Source organism: Pseudonocardia kongjuensis (genome assembly GCF_039526905.1).
GTDB lineage: Bacteria > Actinomycetota > Actinomycetes > Mycobacteriales > Pseudonocardiaceae > Pseudonocardia > Pseudonocardia kongjuensis.
The window spans coordinates 54985-74255 of sequence record NZ_BAAAJK010000008.1 but is presented as its reverse complement, the minus strand read 5'-3'; the positions used below and the strand labels follow the sequence as shown (position 1 = coordinate 74255).

The following is a 19271-nucleotide window of genomic DNA, read 5'->3' as shown; positions in this document are numbered from 1 at the left end:
ACCCCGGCCATCCCGGACAGCGCGCGGGCCCGCGACGGCGCGGGCACGACGTCGACGACGTAGGCCTGCCGCGCCAGCCCCCACACCGCCGCCGCCACACCGACCAGCCCGACACCGGCACCGAGCAGCAACGGCGTGCCGGCCGCCAGGCACAGCACCCCGCCGGCGACGCCGACCCCGGTGCCCAGCAGCACCGCGGTGCGCTCCCCGAGCCGGGCGACCAGCCGCCCGGCACCGAGGTCGCCGACGACCTGGCCGACCCCGAGCACGGCGACGACCAGGCCGGCGACCGCGACCGAGGCCCCGAGCTCGCGTGCCTGCAGCGCGATCAGCGGGGCCGCGGCGCCCTGCCCGAGCCCGAACAGCGCCGTCGGCAGCAGGACCGGGACGGCGAGCCGGCGCAGCGGGCCCGGTTCACCCACCGGCCACGGCCCGCGGCACCCCGGTGAACCGGTTCGCCGGGCGTGGCAGTCCGAAGTGTTCACGCAGGGTGGTACCGGTGTACTCCTCGCGGAACAGCCCGCGCGATCGCAGGATCGGGACCACGTTCTCGACGAACACCTCCAGCCCGGTCGGGTACGACGGCGGCATCACGTTGAAGCCGTCCGCCGCGCCGGAGGTGAACCACTCCTCGACGGTGTCCGCGATCTGCTCCGGCGTCCCGGCCACGACCCGGTGCCCGCGGGCGCCGGCGAGCCGGTGCAGCAGCCCCCGCACCGTCGGCCGTTCCCGCTCGACGATCCCCGCGACGACCTGCAGTCGGCTGCGGGAGTTGTCGGTGACGTCCCCGGCGTCGGCGAACAGGTCCGGGGGCACCGGCTGGTCGAGGTCGAGGTGACCGAGCCGGCCGGCGGGTTCGCCGGTCAGCCGCTCCAGCTGGCGCAGCCCGTACTCCGGCACGGTCAGCCCGTCGAACTCGCGCTGCAGGTCCCGGGCCGCGGTCTCGGTCCCGGCGATGAACGGGCTGATCCCGGGCAGGATGCGGACCAGGTCGGGGCGCCGGCCGAGCCGGGCCGCGTGCTGCCTGATGTCGGAGTAGAACGCCTGCGCGTCGGCGAGCCGCTGGTGCGCGGTGAAGATCGCCTCGGCGTGCCGGGCGGCGAACGCCCGGCCGTCGTTGGACGCGCCGGCCTGCACCAGCACCGGGCGGCCCTGCGGCGGGCGCGGCTGGTTGAACGGGCCCCGCACCCGGAGGTGCTCGCCGGCGAACCCGATCTCGTGGATCTTCGACCGGTCGGCGTAGCGGCCGGTCGACCGGTCCAGCAGCACGGCGTCGTCCTCCCAGCTGTCCCACAGCGCGGTCACCGCGTCCACGAACTCCGCCGCCCGGGCGTAGCGCTGCGCGTGCGACGGGTGCGCGGCCAGCCCGAAGTTGGCCGCGGCGGAGTCGTTGCCGGTGGTGACGACGTTCCAGCCGGCCCGGCCGCGCGAGATGTGGTCGAGCGAGCCGAACAGCCGGGCCAGGTTGTAGGGCTCGTAGTAGGTGGTGGACGCCGTCGCGATCAGCCCGATCCGCTCGGTGGCCGTCGCGATCGCGGTGAGCAGGGTGATCGGTTCCAGCCGTCCGACGGCGTTGAAGGCGACGTCGCCCTGCAGCGCGGGCCCGTCGGCGAAGAAGACCGCGTCCAGCTTCCCGGCCTCCGCGGTCCGGGCGATCTCCTGGTAGTAGGTGACGTCGAAGATCCGGTCCGCCCCGCTGGACGGGTGCCGCCAGGCCGCCTCGTGGTGCCCGGCCGGGTAGACGAACGCGTTGAGCGAGAGCTGCCGGCTGGTCACAGGTCCACCCCCAGCGCCTCCAGCAGCCGGATCCGGTGCTCGATCAGATCCGGGTCGCCGGCGTGCCGGGGCCGGCCCAGGCCGATCCGCCGGTCGACGGCGATCCGACCGGCGTCGAGCACCAGCACGCGGTCGGCGAGCACGACGGCCTCCTCGACGTCGTGGGTCACCAGCAGCACCGCGGGCCGGTGCCGGTCGAACAGCTCCAGCAGCAGCGCGTGCATCCTGATCCGGGTGAGCGCGTCGAGCGCGCCGAACGGCTCGTCGGCCAGCAGCAGCGTCGGTGAGCGGACCAGCGAGCGGGCCAGCGCGACCCGCTGCTGCTCGCCGCCGGACAGCTCGCCCGGCCAGGCACGCTCGCGGCCGGCCAGCCCGACCTCGGCGAGGGCCTCGGTACCGCGCCGGCGGGCGTCGGCGCCGTCCAGCCCGAGCACCACGTTGTCCAGCACCCGGGCCCACGGCAGCAGCCGGGAGTCCTGGAAGACCAGGGCCCGCTCGGCCGGCACGTCCAACTCGCCGGAGCCCGCGACACCGTCGTCGAGCTCGGCCAGGGCCCGCAGCAGGGTCGACTTGCCCGACCCGCTGCGCCCGAGCAGGGCCACGAACTCGCCCGGCGCGATCTCCAGGTCCACGTCGTCGAGCACCACCCGGCCGTCGAACCCGCGGGTCAGCCCCCGCGTCCGGACCGCGCTCAGCCCAGTGTGCGTCGCCACGACAACGCCCTCCTCTCCGCCAGGCGCACGGCCGTGTCGCTCGCCAGCCCGAGGACCGCGTACAGGACCAGCCCCACGACGATGATCTCGGTCTGCCCGTACTGGCGGGCCTGAGTCATCAGGTAGCCGATGCCGCTGGTGGCGTTGACCTGCTCGACCACCACGAGCGCGGTCCAGCAGATCGTCACCGCCAGCCGCAGGCCGGTGAAGAAGCCGGGCAATGCCCCCGGCAGCGCCACCCGGCGGATGAACCGCGCGCGGGAGAGCCCGACGCTCTCGGCCAGCTCGACGTAGCGGGCGTCCACTCCCCGCAGCGCGGCGTGGGTGTTGATGTAGACCGGCACGAGCACGCTGAGCGCGATCATGATGATCTTCATGTCCTCGCCGATCCCGAACCAGACGATCGCCAGCGGGATCAGCGCGAGGGTGGGCACCGCCCGGTTGATCTGCACCGGTCCGTCGACCAGGGACTCGCCGACCCGGCTCAGGCCGGAGATCAGCGCGAGCACCACCCCGGTCGCCACCCCGATCACGAGCGCGATCAGCGAGCGCTGCACCGAGGTGAGCAGGTTGGACTGCAGCCGGCCGTCCGCGGCCAGCTCGCCGACGGTGCTCACCACCGTCCAGGGGGCGGACAGGGTGGCCGGGCTGATCACCCCGACCGCCGATCCGATCGTCCAGATCAGCAGGAGCAGCAGCGGGCCCACGGCCAGCGCGGTGACGTTGCTGCGGCCCGGTCCCAGCCGGCGCCGGGTGCGCGGGCGCGACGCCAGCCGCTCCTCGACGGGCGCCGCGCCGGCCCGGCCGGCCCGCGCGGGCATCGCCCGTCGCGTTCCGGTCGACAGCTCGGTCATCGCTGGACCTCCTCGGGTACCGCCTGCGAGCCACCGATCTCCGGCACGACCTCGCCGATGACCTCGTCGAAGCGCAGGTCGAAGCCGTCGGCGGCGTCCACCTGGCGCGGCAGCTCGCCGGCCCGGTCGATCACGTCGATGCTCGCCTGCTGGCGTGCGACCAGCGCCTCGTCGAGGGGCGGGAAGGTGTAGTCGCCGAGCGAGTCGACGATCCGGCGGCCGTCCTCGGCGGTGACGCCCTGGTTCTCCACGTAGTAGCGCTGGATCCACTCGTCCTGGTTGTCGTTGATCCACTGCTGGGACCGGGTGTAGTGATCGACGAAGGACCGCAGCGCGGCCGCCCGCGCCGGGTCCTCCAGCACCGCGCGGCGGGCGTAGAGGAAGTTCAGCCCGGACGAGGTGCCCTCGGTCGCGGCAGGGTCGATCACACCGCCGCCGCGCGGCGCCGCCTCCTCCAGGAAGCGGGTCAGCCGTGGTTCGTTCAGCGGCGCGACGTCGACCTGGCCGGTGCGCACGGCGTCGTTGAACTCGGCCAGCTGCAGCCGGACGAGCTCGACGTCGTCGGTGCTCAGCCCGGCCTTCTCCAGCGTGCGCAGGACGACGACCTGCTGCGCGGTGCCCTCGGCGTAGGCGATCTTCTTTCCGCGCAGGTCGGCCGGCGTGCGGACGCCGGCCCCCGGGGCCACGGCGAGCAGCGTGTTGGCGGGGTCGGACTGGCGGGCCTGGATGATCGGCACGTCCTCCCCGGCGACCAGTGCCTGGATCGGCGGGGTGTCACCGACGGTGGCGACGTCCGCGGCCTCGGCGCGGAAGGCCTCCAGGATCTCCGGGCCGCCGACGAAGTTGGCGAATTCCACCTGGAACGGCAGCCGGTCCAGCTCGCCGGACACGCGCAGCGCCGTCTGCAGGGCCTCCTGCTGGTCGGCGACGACCAGGGTCGTCCCCGGAGGGACCTCGGTGGGCAGCGGGGCGTCGGCGGCGAGGACGTCGTCGGTGCCGGACGGTCCGGCGCAGGCGGCGAGCAGCAGGGCACCGAGCGCGGCCGCCACCGCGATCGGCCACCGGTGGGAACGGGTGACGGTCATGTCGGCATCTCCGTACGAATCGTCTCGGGGTTCGCGCGGTTCAGTCGACGACGACGGCGTGGTCGGCGGTGAACGGCCGGCCGGCGACGATCTCGGAGGTGAACCCGTCCGGCCCGACCGGGCGGTCGCCGATCACCGTCACCCGGTGCAGGGTGCGGCGGACGTCGAGGTGGTCGAGGTCGGCCGGTGCGAGGTGCGCGGTCGCCCGGTTGTCCCAGACGGCCACCCCGCCCGGGCGCCAGCGGTACCGGACCGTGTACTCGGGCCGGGTGATTTCGTGGTGGAGCAGGTCCAGGATCGCCGCGCTCTCCCGCGCGGACACGTCCACGATGTGGCTGGTGAAGCCGGGGTTGACGAACAGCGCGCGCTCGCCGGTCACTGGGTGCACCCGCACGACCGGGTGGGTGGAGACGAGCAGGTTGTCGTTGACCCGCTTCGCGTAGCCGTCGCTGCCGGCGGCCGACGGCGCCTGCGAGCCGCCGTAGCGGTGCTCGGCCCGCAGGCCGTCGACGAACGCCCGTACCGGCTCGGACAGCCCCTGGTAGGCGGCGACGAGGTTGGTCCAGGTGGTGTCCCCGCCGAACTCCGGGACGACGTCGGCCCGCAGCACGGACACGGCGGGCGGGTTCACCGCGGCGGTGACGTCGGTGTGCCAGCCGGCGACGTAGCTGTACTTCTTGCGCTTCTGGTGCCCGTTGCCGTCGTAGCGCTGCCGGTAGCGCTCCGGGTCGACCGTGAAGATCTCCGGGTGGTCCTCCGGCGGGGCCTCGTCGTGCGGGTGGGCGTAGGTCAGCTCGCCGAAGGTCCGGCCGAACCGGATCTGCGCGGCGTGGTCGAGCTCCTGGCCGGCGAAGAAGAGGACCTTGTGCCGGTGCAGGGCCTCGGTGACGAGCTCGACGGTCGTCGGGTCGAGCGGGCCGGCCAGGTCGACGCCGTCGACGTCGGCGCCGATGTGCCCGGCGACGGGGGTCACGGTGAGCTCGGTGGTGGCGGACCGGTCCGGGGCGAGGGTCATGGCGATCTCCAGGAAAATGACTTTTCGGACAGGAGGTGCGCCGGAGTGCGGCCCGGACGGAGGTCCGGGGGGCCTACGGGTGGAACGGAGCGGGGGCAGACGCCGGCAGTGGCGTCAGCGGCCGCGGACGAGCGCTCAGAGACCGCGACAGGGACGACATTCCCTGTTCCGATGCGGTGCGCTCATGTCACCGATTCTTTGTCGATCCCGACGAGGGTGTCAATTTTCCGGATCGGGGAATTAAGTCCGCGCAGGTCACGGGAGGGGCCGGTGGTAGACATCGTGCAACGCCACGGAACCACCGGCGACGGCCAGGGCGTGGGTCCGGAACGACCCGGCGACGACGGTGCGCTCCGGATCGGTGCACACGTGCGAGTAGCGGGCGACCTCGGTGTGCAGCTCCGCGAGCAGCTCCGGCCGGTCCGCCAGCCCGGACTCCGTGATCACCATGACCTCCGGGTTGATCACGTCGAGCAGCAGCGCGCCGGCCCGCCCGATCGCGCGGGCACGCTCGGCGAACAGGGTCACCGCCCACGGTGCGCCATCCCGCAGGGCCGCCCGCACGTCGGCGAACCGGGGCTCGGCGAGGTGCCCGCGGTGCACGGCGCGCCGCGCCACGGCGCTCTCGGTGACCGTGGCGAGGAAGCACCCGGCCCGACCGCACGGGCACCGCACGTCCGAGCCGACCGGCAGGTGCCGGACGTCGCCCGCGGCCGCCCCCGGCCCCTGGTGCACCAGGCCGCCGGTCGCCAGCGCCGCGTCGACGACGTTGCCGACGAACAGCCCCACCATGCTCGTGCGTGCACGGAACCGCAGGTCCCCGACCAGCTGCTCGGCACGGGCCAGCGCGCGGGCGTGACTCTCGACCCGCACCGGCAGGCCGAGACGGCGTTCCAGGACACCGCCGATCGGCACGTCCCGCCACCCGAGCTGCGGATGCTCGACGACCGTAGCCCGGTCCGGGTCGACCCACCCGCCGGTGGCCACCCCGACCCCGAGCAGCCGCCGGCGGCCGGCGTGCTCGCGCAGGAACCGGCCCAGGTCGTCGCCGAGCCGCGCCGGCAGCCCGTCCGGACCGGCGTCCGGCGGGTGCGGCAGCCGCCGCTCGGCCAGCACCCGCCCGCGCAGGTCCATGAGCACGTGCGTGGCGTACGGGACGGCGACGTGCAGGCCCGCGACGGCGTGCTGGCCGGTGTCGATGTCGACCGGGACGTGCGGGCGGCCGACCGTGCCGCGCGGCCGCGGGACCGGCTCGTCGCGGACCAGCCCGGCACCGGCGAGCCGGCCGAGCTGGCGGCTCACCGCCGCCGCGCTCAGCCCGGTCAGCTCGCCGATCGTGGTCCGCGCGACGGGGCCGTGGTCGAGCACGGTGCGCAGCACGTCGGCCGGGCCGGCGACGCGTCGTGCGGGGCCGGCCGGGGTGGGAACGGAAACGGAGGTGGTGGTCACGGCGGGTCCTGCCGTCGTCGGAACGGGGCGCGTGGGCGCCGGCGACCGATCAGCGGACCGGGCGGGGGCGCGCTCCGGGCACGGCACACAGGGCGCTCGCCTGCCGTCGCAGATCGACGTGGCGGCGCCGGCGGAACAGACGCGCTCGAACGGTGGACACCGCCGACCAGCATCGCAGAGCGGACCGGGTTCCCGGTGGCCCGCGACGACCGTCACACCGCCGGACGTCCTCGGCCGACGGTTCTCAGCCCTCCGGATAGAACAGGAAGAGCGTGCAGCCGGGCGTGGTCGCGGGTAGGTGCCACGACCCGGCCGGGGCGTGCAGGAACGTCCCGGCCGGGTAGTCGCGCGCGCCGTCGTGGAACGTGCCATGGACCACGTAGACCTCCTCCGGGCCGGGCTCGTGGACGTCGCGGCGCGGCCACGACGTGCCCGCGTCCATCTCCAGCACGTTGGCGTGCGCGCCGGTCGGCCCTGTCCAGAGCGGACGTAACCGGATCCCGGGGAAGAGCTCGCGGACCGGGGCGTCCCCGACGAAGACGGAGGTGTAGCCCTGCTGCTGAACGATCTCGGGGTTCATACCTGCCACGGTGCTGCGGTGGGACGCCGGAGCGCAGGTGTCGAGAAGGACGTCATCAGGTACTTTCCTGCCGTGCATCGCGTGGTAGCTCTGGTGCGTCCGGTGCAGTCGACGTTCGAGCTGGGCTGCGCCGCCGAGATCTTCGGCACCGAGCGCCCCGGGGTGCCGCAGCACTACGCGTTCGAGGTGTGCGCGGAGGAGCCCGGTCCGGTGCCGACGTCGGCCGGCTACGCGATGTCCGTGACGCGGGGGCTCTCGACCCTCAGGTCCGCGGACACCGTGCTCATCCCGGGCTGGACCCCCTCCTGGACGACCGCTCGGCCACCACGCACTGGGCGCGCGCCGAGCAGCTTCGCCGGGAGTTCCCCCGCGTACGCGTCGAACCGGACGTGCTCTACGTGGACCACGGCGACGTCGCCACGAGTGCCGGCGCTGGTGCGGGCATCGACCTGTGCCTGCACCTGGTGCGGAAGGACCACGGCGCGGCGCACGCCACCCTCGTTGCGCGGCACATGGTGATGCCGCCGCACCGCGACGGCGGCCAGGCCCCGTACCGGCCACCCACTCCGGCGGCGAGCGCCGTGGACGACCTGCTCGAGTGGGTCGACGCACGACTCGAGACGCCGCTGTCGGTGGGCGACCTGGCCGCACACCTCAACGTCTCACCGCGCACCCTGAGCCGGCGCTTCGCCGACCAGCTCGGGCGGTCCCCCGGCGCGTGGCTACTGGAACGCCGGGTGGTGCGGGCACGCGCCCTGCTGGAGGAGACGGACCTGCCGGTCGAGGTCATCGCCGCGCGCGTCGGCCTCACCTCGGCGGTCAACCTGCGCCGCCGCTTCCGTGACCGGGTGGGCACGACCCCGGCGACCGGGAAGACGGCCTGGTCATCGTCAATGGATCGAACCGGCCGGTGTTCGAGCTGACCGCCGCCGTGCCCGGATGTGCGGTGGATCTCGTCGGCAGTCTTGGTCCACACGAACGGCTTCGGGTCGGCGTTCCATGCCGCGATCCAGGCGTCGACGTCGTCTTCGAGGGCTGTGACGCTGCGGTGGGTCGAGCGGCGCAGTTTGCGGTTGGTCAGCTCGGCGAACCAGCGTTCCACGAGGTTGAGCCAGCTGGCCGAGGTTGGGGTGAAGTGCAGGTGGAACCGCGGGTGCGCGGCCAGCCAGTTCTTGATCGCCGGCGTCTTGTGGGTGGCGTAGTTGTCGCAGACCAGGTGCAGGTCCAGCTCGGCGGGCGTGTTGGCGTCGATGGTCTTGAGGAACCGCAGGAACTCCTGGTGTCGGTGGCGGCGCTGGTGCTGGCCGATCACCTGGCCGGTGGCGATGTCGAGCGCGGCGAACAGGCTCGTGGTGCCGTAGCGGATGTAGTCGTGGGTGCGGCGTTCGGGCGTGCCCGGACATCATCGGCAGCATCGGCGCGGTCCGGTCCAGTGCCTGCATCTGGGACTTCTCGTCCACCGCGAGCACCATGGCCTTGTCGGGCGGGGTCCAGATAGAGCCCGACGACGTCGCGGACCTTGTCGACGAACAGTGGATCGGTCGACAGCTTCCAGGTGTGTGCCCGAGCCTACTGGCGGACCGCCACGGGTGTCGGTGAGCGGTGAGTGGCGACGAGGAGAACGACGGTCGAACCCCGAGTTCATACCGTCCGTCCTGTGGGGAGGACGGGCCGCCGACGCGAGCTGTCGACGGGCAGGGGTCGCCGCAGGGGAGTCGGCCGGCGGCGCTGCACCGACTGCTGTGCGGGTGGTGGTGCCGCGCCGCCCGCGACTCTCGAGGCGTCGAGCAGTTGGGCTACTTCTTCTTCTTGCGCTTCTTGTCCTTCTTCTTGTCCTTCTTCTTCGCCATGGATGATCACCCCCGTTCGGTGATTCGTAATCTGACGTACACCTGGGTCAACGTATCCTTGACCCAGGTGGTGGTCAAGGAGGTGTTGACGACGTGGGTGAACCGGGCTGGGTCGAGGTCAGGGCCGCGCTGGAGGCGGTCGAGTCCGCCGAGTCGGTGACGGCGCAGGTGACGGCTGGTCGCCGGTTGCGGCAGCTGGCCGAGCAGCTGGAGTGCGATCTGGTCCAGCAGGCGCGAGCGAACGGTCTGCGGTGGGCCGAGATCGGCCAGCTCTACGGGACCAGCAAGCAGGGCGTGCAGCAGCGGTTCCGCCGGCGCGATTCGGCGACGTCGTAGCCGATCCGGTCGCGACGTCGGGTCGGGCGACGGCGACCCGGAGTAGGCGTTCGATCGACCAGCGGGTCGGCGAGCGCGACCCGGTGGTGTTTGATCACCGCGGTCTGGCCGAGCAGCTGGTAGGAGTCCTCGACGACCGACTGGCAGTCCTCGAGTGGGATCGCCCCGCGGTAGTAGTCGTAGGCGTGTCTCGCGGCTCTGCGCAGTTGGGAGGCGATGTTGAGCAGCTCGAAACGATGTCACGGCCCCCATGACCCGCTCCCTCTCACGCATCGGCGCCCGAGATCCGGGACACGGTATCCACCGCCGATGCCGAGCGAAGAGTGAGCCTGGGTTCCGCAGCTATTGTCCGGCGGAAGCGCTCGGATAGGGGGCCTGAGCTGGGCAAACCGGTGTTCGCCTGGTGACATGTCGTGTCACTAGGCGGTGGTGTTGTGCCTGGTCAGGGCGTTGTGAGTGGCTGGGGGTCGAGGTCGAGGATCCGCGGGGGCAGCGCGAGGTTGAGGGCGGTGTGGAGCCGTCGGACCTCGGGGCTGGGGGTGGTCTGGCGGAACAGCCCGGCGGGGCCGGCAGAGGAGCAATGCGGCCTCTCAAGCCACTCCCGGCGGCGGTGCAGGCTTTGTTCTCGGTGAGTCGTGATGCCGGGAGATGGCGGCAGCATGGTGTTCAGCTCTCCTCGGAGTGCCGCGGTGTCGGGACGGGGAGAGGCAAGGCGGACATGTAACAGGCTCGGTGAGCTGCCATCCGGCCGCGGTCAGCAGCGGCGCGGCCTGTTCAGGGCGGTCGGCGATGTCCCCAGCCAGCAGCGGGCCGTCGCCGCACCGGGTGCAGGTGAGGTCGGCGACCGGGCCGGTGGGGGCGCAGTCGCGGCAGAAGTGCCCGGTGACCGGGCCGGTGGGGCCGGGCAGGATCCAGGTCGTGGCGATGTCGGCGCGCTCGCCGGGGTGACGGGGGCCGCGGCCGCAGCCGTCGCAGCGGGGCGGGGTCTCCGGCCTCGTCGGGGCCAGTACGGCACGGGGCTGGGTCCGGCTCATCGGGTTATCCCTCCGGCTCGGCGGTCGGGGCGGGTGTGGCGTCGGCCCCGCGCCGGCGGCGTGCGGGGCGCGGGGTGCTGGTGGTGCGCCGGCTGCCCCGGGTGGGTGCAGCGTCGCCGCCGGGTTCGGCTGCTGTGGCCGCGCCGGCGGGCGGGGACGTCTCGGGACCGGGGGACTGCTGCTGTGTGCGGAGCTGGGCGAGCTCGTCGCGCAGCTCGTGCTCGCGGGCGCGGTGGCGGGCTTCGGAGTCGTCGAGGCGTTGCTGGCCGTAGGCGCGTTCGCGCTCGAGGTCGCGGGCGAGCTGGTCGCGCAGAACGGTGATGGTGGACTCGGCGACGGCGAGCTGGGTGCGCGCCTCGGCGGCCTGGTCGCGGGCGGTGTCCCGCTCGCCGGCGCGGGTGTCGCGCTCGGTCAGGGCCTGGTCCCGATCGGCCTGGAGGCGTTCGACGTCGCGGCGGGCGGCGGCGGTCTCGGCCCGTGCGGTGTCACGTTCGGTGTGCAGCTCCTCGGCCCGGGCCCGGGCGGTGTCCCGGTCGGCCTGGGCCTGGTCGAGGGTGCGGGTCAGCTCGGTCAGCTCGTCCTGCACGCGGTCGCGCTCGGCGCGGGCCTGCGCGGCGGTCTGGGTCGCGGTGTCCCGCTCGGCCTGGGCGGTGTCGAGGTCGCGCTGCAGCCGGGCCCGTTCGGTGCGGGCCTCGTCGAGGGCGTGCTGGGTCGCCTCCAGCTCGGCGCGGGTGGCCGACAGCTCCCCGGTGGCGTCGTCGCGCTCGGCCTCGGCGCGGGCCTGGGTGTCCTCGGCGAGCCGGCGTGCCTGCTCGGCGGTCTCGGCCTCGGCGTCGGATGCGGCGGCGGAGCGGCGGGCGGCGACCGCGTCGGCCTCCGCGGTCCGGGCTCGGGCCTGGGCCTCGTCCCGCTCGGCCTGAGCCTGGTCGATCTCGGCGCGCGCGGCGCGGCGGGCGGCGGCGATCTCGGCGGCGACGGCGTCGGGGTCGGCGAGGTTGCCCAGGGCGTCGCGCAGCTCCCCGGACGCTTCCTCGAGTCGGGTGGCCAGGCCGGTGACCTGGGTCTGCACGGTCTGCTGGGCGCGGGTGACCGGGCGCGCGGCGGCGTCGTCGGGTTCACCGCGGCGCCGGGCCGGGGTGCCGCCGTCGGCGACACGCTTGGCGTTGCCGCGGTCGTGCATCACCCCGCCCACGACCTGGTAGCAGTACTTCGGGCGCCGCCCGGTCCCGGCGTAGGCGACCGTGTGCGGGCAGCCGCCGGGGAACTGGCAGGCCTCCAGCTCTACACCGCGCCCCGCGGCCGCGGGCGATGCCGTCGTCCGCGTCGAGAACACCCGCTCCGGCGCCTCGACGGCCCCGGCCACCGAGTCGGTCCCGGCGTCACCGACGTCTGCGGCGACGCCGTCCGTCTCGACGGTCGGCGTGGTGGACGGCTCTTCGGTCACGCCCCGGACGTTACGTGTTCTGTTCCGTTCAGTCAATCATTCTGTGTTTTGTTTCGTTACAACTTAACGATACGAAACAGCTCCCTGCTTGGCGGGATCATGCACGGAAGCCCGCCAAACAGAGCAGTGTTCTACGCGACAGAAGCAAGTTTATGTTGCGTAGAGCACTGCTCTGTCAGGGTGCGGCCAGAATTGACAGATTAGCCGTCACTCTGACAGACATGAGTCTCTGGGCGATGCTATGCTCGGCTCATGTCAGAGGGGGTCCATCAGGGTGAGGCGTCTGAGGTAGTCGTCAACCGAGACGGTCGGATCCTGATTCCGGCTCCGATCCGACGGGAACTCGGTATGGCTGCCGGGGCGACGCTGCTGCTGTCGGTCGAGGATGGTCGTGTGGTGTTGCAGACCCGGGGGCAGCTCATCACCCGGCTGCGTCAGGAGATCGCCGCGTCCTGGACCGGTGACCCCGGCACCTCCCCTGCCGACGAGCTGATCGCTGACCGCCGTGCCGAGGCCGCCGCCGAGGACACTCGATGACCCCGCGAGCCGGCCAGCGAGCAGATCACCGAGGACAGCACGACCTGGGACGCACGTCGGCGAGGACGTCTTCACCACCGTGAACGACCGCGGAGACGCGATCCGCGCGCTCCGGTCGGACCTCACCTGCGACGACGAAAAGTGCGAGCGATGAGCAGAGACACCAACACGAACACCGACACCGACGGGACGGTCGGCCCGGCCTTCCGGGTGTGGATGTGTGGCCGGCTCGGCTGTGTCACCGAGCTCGAGCCACTCGGCCCCGGTGAGCGGTCCTGCCCGGCCTGCGGCGAGATCTACGACGCCGAGACCGGTACGCACCTGCCCGATCGCCACCCCGACCGCGACGAGTCCGGCGCCGCGGCCGGCCAGTCCTGGGGCGAGACGGACGGCGACCGGTGACCGGCGCCGAGAACACCGCCGAGGACACGGCGGTCCCGGATGGCGGCCCGTCGGTGCTCGATGCCTCCGCCGTCCTGGCCTGGCTACGCGCCGAACCCGGCGCACAGGTCGTCGACGAACACCTCACCGGGGCCGTGCTGTGCGCGGTCAACCTCGCCGAGGTCCACCAGAAACTCGCTCAACACGGCGTCGACGCCGACCGCGCCATCGCCCGCCTGCGCACCCTCGGTATCCGGATCGAGCCCCTCGACGCCGGCGACGCGACCGCCGCGGCGAAACTGTGGCCCACCACCCGCGCAGCCAGACTGTCCCTCGGCGACCGGTGCTGCCTTGCCCTGGCCGCCCGCCTCGGCGGCCCCGCGATCACCGCCGACCAGGCGTGGACCGCACTCGACCTCGACATCACCGTCATAGCGATCCGCTAGAACCCGGGTGGAACATGCGGGTGACCGACGGGGCGTCATCGGCGTTCGTCGACGCCGGCGACCGCTGCGGGGCCCGCCACCGCTGATACCCCGGCGCCGGGCCCGGGCCAGCTGTGCTCCGCCGTGCGGCCCTTGCCGATGAAGGCCCCGCCACGCCGAACTGGAGATCCTGCGCGAAGGCCTGGAGCGGGGGCCCCCACCTGGCGGGGTTCTTCATGCCCCCACCACATCGGCACTCAGAACGCCTCACTCATCGGCATCTTCAGCGCAGCCCCCCGGGGGCTGTCCGGTCGAAGCGCACGCCGGGCCTCCACATCTGTGGCTCTACCGACCAGGACATGCTCTCGGCGGCAACCCACGTTCACATGCGGAAGGCCCCGGATCCTGGGCCTCCATACCGCGTCTAGTCCGCGCAGGTCAGCTCGGCACGCAGCGTGGCGGCGACGGTCGTGGTGTCCTCGGCGAAGTAGAAGTGCCCGCCGGTGAACTCGTGGAACTTGAACGACCCCGCGGTGTGCCGGGCCCACTCGCGCATCTCGACCGGGCCGGTGTACGGGTCCGCCCCGCCTACGAGCCCGACAATGTCGCAGCGCAGCGGGGGCCCCGGCTGGAACTCGTAGCCCGCCAGGGCCCGGTAGTCGCTGCGCAGCGTGGGAAGCACGAGGGCGCGCACGTCCGGGTCGTCGAGGACGCCCGCTGCGGTCCCGTCCAGCGCCACGACCTCGGCGATCACGAGGTTGTCGTCTGCCGCGACCGCGGTGAGGCGGCTGCGCCCATTGTCGGCGTCGGGCGCGGGCCGGGCCGAGACGAACAGGACCTCGGGGCTCCGGCCTCGCCGTTCCAGTTCGCGCGCGACCTCGAACGCGACCACCGCGCCCATGCTGTGCCCGAATAGCGCGAATGGGTCGGTCAGGTGCCTGGCGCAGGCATCGGCAACCGATTGCGCTAGCCCGGCGAGATCCTCGGGCGGCGGCTCCTGCCGCCGATCCTGGCGGCCCGGGTATTGCACCCCTACGACGGACCAGTCCGGTGCCAGCCGGATGGCCAAAGGCCGATAGTAGCCCGCAGACCCGCCTGCGTGCGGGAGGCATACCAGCTGCGGCGCGCCGGGAGGCGCGGCGTCCAGCGGGCGCAGCCACAGCCGCGCGTCGGTCGTCGTCGTCATCGTGCCCACTCCTTCACTACGTCCACGACCCGGGCGGTGGCCGACTCGGGCTGGTGCGGCCCGATCGGCAGGCTGAGGACCTGGTCGGCGAGCGCCTCTGCGACCGGGAACGGGGCGGGGTAGCGGCTCGTGTAGACCGCGGACCGGTGCACCGCCGTCGGGTAGTGGACGATCGTCCCGACCCCGGCGGCGCTCAGCGCGGTGACCAGGTCGTCGCGGTCGGCGCGGGAGCGGGCCCGCACCACGAACAGGTGCCACGCCGACTCCGCCCACTCGGCGGTGCGCGGCAGCACCAGCCGGTCGACGTCCGCGAGCCCCTGCCTGTACGTGTCGGCGACGGCGCGCCGCCGGGCGTTCCATTCCTCCAGGCGGTCCAGCTTGATGCGCAGGATCGCCGCCTGCACCTCGTCCAGCCGGGAGTTTGTGGCTTCCACCTCGTGCACGTATTTCGTGCGCGAGCCGTAGTTGCGCAGCAGGCGTAGCCGCTCGGCGAGCTCGGCATCACCGGTGACGACCGCGCCGCCGTCTCCAAACGCACCGAGGTTCTTGCCCGGGTAGAAGCTGAACGCCGCCGCAACCGACGGACCGGACCCCACGACCCGCCCGCGCAGGCGGGAGCCGTGGGCCTGGGCCGCGTCTTCGACGACGGGCAGACTGTGCCGGTCCGCGACGGCCGCGATCGCGTCCAGGTCGGCGGGGTGCCCATAGAGGTGGACCGGCAGAATCGCCCGGGTCCGCGGAGTGATCGCGGCCTCGATACCCTCCCCGGTCAGGACGTAGAGCTCGGGTTCGGGTTCGACGGGGACAGGTCGGGCCCCGGTTGCCGAGATGGGCAGCCATGTCCCGATGAACGTGTGTGACGGGACGATCACCTCGTCTCCCGGCCCGACGCCCAGTGCCCGGAGTGTGAGCTCGATGGCGTCGGACCCGCTGCCGGCGGCGACGCAGTGTGGGCGGTTGCAGTACTGGGCGAAGGATGCCTCGAAGTCGGCGAGCTCTGGGCCGAGGAGGTAGCGGCCCGAGCGCAGGACGCGCGACACGGCCCGGTCGATCTCGGTGTGCAGCTCCTCGTACGGCGCGGCGAGGTCGAGGAATGGCACGGCTGGGATGGCGGCGGCGGTCATGCGCGCATCTCCCGTGCCGCGGCCGCGAACGCGGCGTAGTCCCGGAAGTAGTCGCTCTCGTCGTAGTGCGCCGAGGCGAGCACCAGACCGACTGCCCCCGGCGAGAAGTGCGTCAGCCGCCGCCACGTCATCGGTCCGATGTGGAGGCCGAGGGCTGGCCGGTCCAGCACGAACCCGGTCTGCTGGAGGCCGTCGTCGACGATCACCCGGAACGACCCGTGCACGGCGATCACCAGCTGCTGCAGCTCCCGGTGCCCGTGCGCACCGCGGGCCGCACCCTCGGGGACGCCGTACAGGTAGTAGGCGCGCTCGATGGCGAACGGCACGTCGGTGCCGGTCTCGACCACCGCGAGGCCGCCGCGGTCATCGGCGTGCTCGTGCAACTCGACGAGATGGCATTGCCCGAGCCGCTGCTCCTGAACCCCGGTGCTCACGAGACTGCCGGCAGCGTCGCGACGAAAAGGCCGCGCCCGGACGGGCCGCCCTCAAGGTAGCGCACCCGGTAACCCGCGCTCTCGGCCGCGGCCTCGTAGGCCTCCCGCGGGTGCAGCGTGATGTGGTGCTGCTCCGCGAGGTGCCGTACGCCCCCGGCCGGGTCGGCGAGCACGTAGTGCACGTCCATGACGGCCACGCCCTCCTTCTCCACGGAGTGGGACACACGCGCGATCGAGCGGTCACCAGATCGGACGACGTCGGCGGAGACATAGCCGTCGAGGAACGCCTCCGGGAACCACCACGGCTCCACGACGCAGACCCCGCCCGGCTCGGTGTGCGCCGCGAAGCACGCGAATGCCGCGTCCAGCTCGTCCTGGTCGGCGAGGTGCCCGATCGAGCTGAACATGCAGGTGATCGCGGCGAACCGGCGCCCGAGCGCGAAGTCACGCATGTCCCCCACCGCGATCTGCGCGTCGGGGACGCGGCGGGTCGCGATGCTCGCCATGTCCGCTATCAGCTCCAGACCCGCGACGTGGGTGAACTTCAGGGCGAACTCCTGCAGGTGCGCGCCGGTCCCGCAGGCGACGTCGAGCAGCGAGTCGGCCTGCGGGCAGCGCTCCCTGACCAGCGCGGCGACCGAGGTCGCCTCCCGCGCGTAGTCCTTGCCCCGCCCGGCATGGACGAGGTCGTAGATCTCGGCGAACTCACCGTCGTACATCGGTGCCCTCCTCACGGACGAGTCGTTCCAGCTGGGTCGCGACGTCGTTGGGGCTCGGCAGCGCCCGCATCTCGGCACCGATCCGCGCCGCGTTCTCGGCGTAGGAGGGGTCGGACAGCACCGTCTCGACGGCCTGCCGGATGGCCCGCGCGTCGGCCTGTGCCGGGTCGACCAGCACGCCGTTGCCGTTCGCGACGAGTCTCTTACCGCGCTCGGTCGCGTCGTACATATCGCCGACGAGGATCTGCGGCACGCCAGACACCCCCGACGTCCCGGATGTCCCAGCACCGCCGTGGTGGACGATCGCTGAGCATGTCGGCAGCAGCGCGTGCAGCGGGACGAAGTCGACTAGCCGCACGTTCTCCGGCACCGGGCCGTCGCCGCGCTGGTCGTGCGGCACGGTCGCGACGAGCTCGGCATCGAGGTCCGCGAACTCGTCGAGAAGCTCGGACAGGACCAGGCGGTGACCGAGCGTGCGGGCTGCGGAGATGCCGACGGTCAGGCAGACCCGCGGGCGCGTGGGCGGCTCCAGGACCCACGGCTCCGGCACCGACGGGCCGTTGTAGGCGATGTAGCGCATCGGGACCGTGGGCAGGTCGTTCGGGATCCGCATGCTCGGCGGCATCGTGTCGATCGACCACCGGCCGGTGGTCAACTCCTCGCTGAAGGAGAACCCGTGCCGCGCGCCGGTCCACTCGAACCACTCGCGCAGCGGGTCCTCGCGGTGCGCGGACGGTAGCTCCTGGGCCGCCGCGAGGAAGTGCCGCCGCATTCGCGTCAGGACGTCCGGGCCCCACACCACGCGCGCGTGCGGGATGCCGATGGCGGCGGCCGCCAGCGCGCCGCCGAACGTGAACTGCTCCCAGATGAGCAGGTCGGGCTGCCAGCGACGGGCGAAGTCGATGAGGCCGTCGATGAACGGATCGTCGTTGACCATCGCGTAGAAGGTCGGGACGAACACGGCCTGCTGGGCGAGCAGGTACTCCCAGTTCTTGCCCTTCGCCGGGTCGTCGAGGTCGATGCCGGACGCCCAGACCTGCATGTCCGCGGCGATCTCGGCCATCAACGGGAGGAAGCCCGTTTCGGCGCCGACCGGGACGCCAGGGAGCCCGGCGCCCGTGACGTGCGGCATGAGCGAGGGCTGGCTGACGACGCGTACCTCGTGGCCCGCGGTGAGCAGCGCCGAGGCGAGCGGGACGAGCTGCTGGAAGTGCGTGTCCCAGTCGAAGCAGGTCAACAGGACGCGCATCGGACGGTCGCTCATGCCGCCACCGCCAGAGGGAAGGCGTGCCAGCCGCGCAACACAGGTGAGCGGCTCGGCCGCACTGGGGTGCCGGCGAGTCCGAGGGACGGGTGGTGCGCGGCGAGGGCGGCGATCGCGAGCTCGGTGAGCAGCGCGACGGTGGCGCCTGCCGGCCCGGCCCCGATCGGTACGGCCGCGCCGGACTCCCGGTCGAGCCGGAACCGGTCGGGCTCGGGGAACGCGTCCGGGTCCCTGTTCGCGCCGCCCACGAGCACCGCCACCTGCTCCCCGGCGGCGATGGCCTGGCCGCCCACGATGGTGTCGGCCTGCGCGACGCACGTGCGGATCTGCACGGGTGCCTCGAACCGGAGGATCTCCGCGGCCACCCCGGCCGCGGCGGTGGGCTCGGCCCACACACCGGACCAGTGGTCCGGCAGGAGCGCCGCCCCGGCGTTCCCGATGGCCGCCGTAACCGGCTCAGTGAGTGCGACGACCAGCGCCACGGCGTCCTCGGCGGCGCCGAGCTCGCGCAGCCGGGCCAGCGCGGCGCGCACGCGCACCGCGGTGTCCAGCTGCTGCGCCGCCAGCTCCACGCTGAGGGCGGGTGCGAGGTCAGCGCTCACCGCGGTGAGCGGCTCCGGCGGTAGGCCGGCAAGCACGGCGGCCAGCACGGCGGCGCACGGCCGCGCGTAGTCGGTGACGAGGTCGAACTCTGGCGCCAGGCGCGCGGCGCGCTCCGCGCACACAGCGGCGAGCGCGTCCCGGTCTGGCCCCGCGACCGGGCGCGGCGGGGCGAGGTCGAGCGGCTGCACGACAGCCTCCGGGTCCGACCCGTCCGGTGCCCCGGCGCCGAACCCGTCGTCGCTCAGCAGGGTGGTCGCTACGTCGTGCCGCGCGGTCACCCAGCCTCCGACATTGCTGCGCACCAGCCCGTCGGTCTCCCGGACCGCCGCGGCGAGCGGGTACGGGTCGGCATCGATCGCCGTCAGTAGGCGTGCGTAGTGGTCTCCATGGATGCCCCAGACCCAGCGCATGCCCTGCGCCAGCTGCAGTCGACTGCCGAGGACATGGTCTGCCACGTCCCGT

18 protein-coding genes and 3 pseudogenes are annotated in these 19271 nt (G+C 73.0%); 5 read left to right on the top strand and 16 right to left on the bottom strand.

The annotated features are described in order from the left end of the window. Nucleotides 1–11 precede the first annotated feature (11 nt). The 8 genes and pseudogenes from ABD160_RS12840 to ABD160_RS12805 all read right to left on the bottom strand — a co-directional run. Nucleotides 12–422, bottom strand: a pseudogene (locus ABD160_RS12840) (MFS transporter); the annotation flags it as partial. Further along, a complete protein-coding gene (locus ABD160_RS12835) occupies nt 415–1776 on the bottom strand; it encodes an LLM class flavin-dependent oxidoreductase (RefSeq protein WP_344021897.1) in 1362 nt (453 codons plus the stop codon). The pseudogene ABD160_RS12840 and the gene ABD160_RS12835, both read right to left, overlap by 8 nt. After that, nucleotides 1773–2489: an ABC transporter ATP-binding protein gene (locus ABD160_RS12830; protein ID WP_344021895.1), complete on the bottom strand. Its 717-nt coding sequence runs from the start codon at nt 2487–2489 to the stop codon at nt 1773–1775. Before ABD160_RS12830 ends, ABD160_RS12835 begins: the two co-directional genes overlap by 4 nt. Further along, the gene (locus ABD160_RS12825; RefSeq protein WP_344021893.1) at nt 2468–3343 is read right to left on the bottom strand and encodes an ABC transporter permease; all 876 of its coding nucleotides are present in this window, start codon (nt 3341–3343) and stop codon (nt 2468–2470) included. Before ABD160_RS12825 ends, ABD160_RS12830 begins: the two co-directional genes overlap by 22 nt. Further along, the gene (locus tag ABD160_RS12820) at nt 3340–4428 is read right to left on the bottom strand and encodes an ABC transporter substrate-binding protein (protein ID WP_344021891.1); all 1089 of its coding nucleotides are present in this window, start codon (nt 4426–4428) and stop codon (nt 3340–3342) included. Before ABD160_RS12820 ends, ABD160_RS12825 begins: the two co-directional genes overlap by 4 nt. Before the next feature lie 40 nt (nt 4429–4468). After that, a complete protein-coding gene (locus ABD160_RS12815) occupies nt 4469–5443 on the bottom strand; it encodes a TauD/TfdA dioxygenase family protein (RefSeq protein ID WP_344021889.1) in 975 nt (324 codons plus the stop codon). A 255-nt stretch (nt 5444–5698) separates the two neighbouring features. Then, nucleotides 5699–6892, bottom strand: coding sequence for an ROK family transcriptional regulator (locus ABD160_RS12810; protein ID WP_344021887.1), 1194 nt, complete (start codon nt 6890–6892; stop codon nt 5699–5701). Nucleotides 6893–7136: 244 nt separating this feature from the next. Then, the gene (locus ABD160_RS12805) at nt 7137–7472 is read right to left on the bottom strand and encodes a cupin domain-containing protein (RefSeq protein WP_344021885.1); all 336 of its coding nucleotides are present in this window, start codon (nt 7470–7472) and stop codon (nt 7137–7139) included. Nucleotides 7473–7544: 72 nt separating this feature from the next. Here ABD160_RS12805 and ABD160_RS12800 point away from each other — a divergent pair. Further along, nucleotides 7545–8395: pseudogene (locus tag ABD160_RS12800) on the top strand (GlxA family transcriptional regulator). A 26-nt stretch (nt 8396–8421) separates the two neighbouring features. Here ABD160_RS12800 and ABD160_RS12795 read toward each other — a convergent pair. Then, nucleotides 8422–9038: pseudogene (locus ABD160_RS12795) on the bottom strand (IS630 family transposase); the annotation flags it as partial. 377 nt (nt 9039–9415) lie between these two features. Between ABD160_RS12795 and ABD160_RS12790 the strand changes: the two are divergent. Further along, entirely contained in the window at nt 9416–9658 is a 243-nt protein-coding gene (locus tag ABD160_RS12790; protein ID WP_344021883.1) for a hypothetical protein, read from the top strand. A 1038-nt stretch (nt 9659–10696) separates the two neighbouring features. On the opposite strand, the gene ABD160_RS12785 is transcribed toward ABD160_RS12790, so the two are convergent. After that, nucleotides 10697–12136 carry a coiled-coil domain-containing protein gene (locus tag ABD160_RS12785; RefSeq protein WP_344021881.1) on the bottom strand — a complete coding sequence of 480 codons (1440 nt, stop codon included), beginning with the start codon at nt 12134–12136 and terminating at the stop codon, nt 10697–10699. Between the two features lie 252 nt (nt 12137–12388). Between ABD160_RS12785 and ABD160_RS12780 the strand changes: the two genes are divergently transcribed. The 3 genes from ABD160_RS12780 (at nt 12389) to ABD160_RS12770 (ending at nt 13500) form a co-directional block, all read left to right on the top strand. Further along, entirely contained in the window at nt 12389–12673 is a 285-nt protein-coding gene (locus ABD160_RS12780; protein WP_344021879.1) for an AbrB/MazE/SpoVT family DNA-binding domain-containing protein, read from the top strand. 150 nt (nt 12674–12823) lie between these two features. Further along, on the top strand, nt 12824–13075 hold the full coding sequence (locus ABD160_RS12775) for a hypothetical protein (RefSeq protein ID WP_344021877.1): 252 nt from the start codon (nt 12824–12826) through the stop codon (nt 13073–13075). Then, nucleotides 13072–13500, top strand: a complete 429-nt coding sequence (locus ABD160_RS12770; protein ID WP_344021875.1) for a type II toxin-antitoxin system VapC family toxin — start codon at nt 13072–13074, stop codon at nt 13498–13500. The genes ABD160_RS12775 and ABD160_RS12770 overlap by 4 nt, the downstream gene beginning before the upstream one ends. A 403-nt stretch (nt 13501–13903) precedes the next feature. Here the strand turns inward: ABD160_RS12770 and ABD160_RS12765 are convergent, their stop codons facing one another. From ABD160_RS12765 to ABD160_RS12740, 6 genes are read right to left on the bottom strand one after another with little or no spacing between them, the layout of a single operon-like run. Beyond that, nucleotides 13904–14665 (bottom strand): thioesterase II family protein, encoded by a 762-nt coding sequence (locus ABD160_RS12765; RefSeq protein WP_344021873.1) that lies wholly within the window; start codon nt 14663–14665, stop codon nt 13904–13906. Further along, on the bottom strand, nt 14662–15789 hold the full coding sequence (locus ABD160_RS12760) for a DegT/DnrJ/EryC1/StrS family aminotransferase (RefSeq protein WP_344021872.1): 1128 nt from the start codon (nt 15787–15789) through the stop codon (nt 14662–14664). The genes ABD160_RS12765 and ABD160_RS12760 overlap by 4 nt, the downstream gene beginning before the upstream one ends. Then, nucleotides 15786–16223 carry a sugar 3,4-ketoisomerase gene (locus ABD160_RS12755; protein WP_344021870.1) on the bottom strand — a complete coding sequence of 146 codons (438 nt, stop codon included), beginning with the start codon at nt 16221–16223 and terminating at the stop codon, nt 15786–15788. Before ABD160_RS12755 ends, ABD160_RS12760 begins: the two co-directional genes overlap by 4 nt. Next, on the bottom strand, nt 16220–16942 hold the full coding sequence (locus ABD160_RS12750) for a class I SAM-dependent DNA methyltransferase (protein WP_344021868.1): 723 nt from the start codon (nt 16940–16942) through the stop codon (nt 16220–16222). The genes ABD160_RS12755 and ABD160_RS12750 overlap by 4 nt, the downstream gene beginning before the upstream one ends. After that, the gene (locus ABD160_RS12745; protein ID WP_344021866.1) at nt 16929–18206 is read right to left on the bottom strand and encodes an activator-dependent family glycosyltransferase; all 1278 of its coding nucleotides are present in this window, start codon (nt 18204–18206) and stop codon (nt 16929–16931) included. Before ABD160_RS12745 ends, ABD160_RS12750 begins: the two co-directional genes overlap by 14 nt. Beyond that, on the bottom strand, nt 18203–19264 hold the full coding sequence (locus ABD160_RS12740) for a cytochrome P450 (protein WP_344021864.1): 1062 nt from the start codon (nt 19262–19264) through the stop codon (nt 18203–18205). Before ABD160_RS12740 ends, ABD160_RS12745 begins: the two co-directional genes overlap by 4 nt. Between the last annotated feature and the right edge of the window lie 7 nt (nt 19265–19271).

What these genes read in the sequence shown, in the direction of transcription:
- ABD160_RS12780 (WP_344021879.1), top strand. Translation starts at nt 12,389, where the DNA reads ATGTCAGAGGGGGTCCATCAGGGTGAGGCGTCTGAGGTAGTCGTCAAC.
- ABD160_RS12745 (WP_344021866.1), bottom strand. Translation starts at nt 18,206, where the DNA reads ATGAGCGACCGTCCGATGCGCGTCCTGTTGACCTGCTTCGACTGGGAC.
- ABD160_RS12805 (WP_344021885.1), bottom strand. Translation starts at nt 7,472, where the DNA reads ATGAACCCCGAGATCGTTCAGCAGCAGGGCTACACCTCCGTCTTCGTC.
- ABD160_RS12760 (WP_344021872.1), bottom strand. Translation starts at nt 15,789, where the DNA reads ATGACCGCCGCCGCCATCCCAGCCGTGCCATTCCTCGACCTCGCCGCG.
- ABD160_RS12825 (WP_344021893.1), bottom strand. Translation starts at nt 3,343, where the DNA reads ATGACCGAGCTGTCGACCGGAACGCGACGGGCGATGCCCGCGCGGGCC.
- ABD160_RS12815 (WP_344021889.1), bottom strand. Translation starts at nt 5,443, where the DNA reads ATGACCCTCGCCCCGGACCGGTCCGCCACCACCGAGCTCACCGTGACC.
- ABD160_RS12765 (WP_344021873.1), bottom strand. Translation starts at nt 14,665, where the DNA reads ATGACGACGACGACCGACGCGCGGCTGTGGCTGCGCCCGCTGGACGCC.
- ABD160_RS12775 (WP_344021877.1), top strand. Translation starts at nt 12,824, where the DNA reads ATGAGCAGAGACACCAACACGAACACCGACACCGACGGGACGGTCGGC.
- ABD160_RS12820 (WP_344021891.1), bottom strand. Translation starts at nt 4,428, where the DNA reads ATGACCGTCACCCGTTCCCACCGGTGGCCGATCGCGGTGGCGGCCGCG.
- ABD160_RS12750 (WP_344021868.1), bottom strand. Translation starts at nt 16,942, where the DNA reads ATGTACGACGGTGAGTTCGCCGAGATCTACGACCTCGTCCATGCCGGG.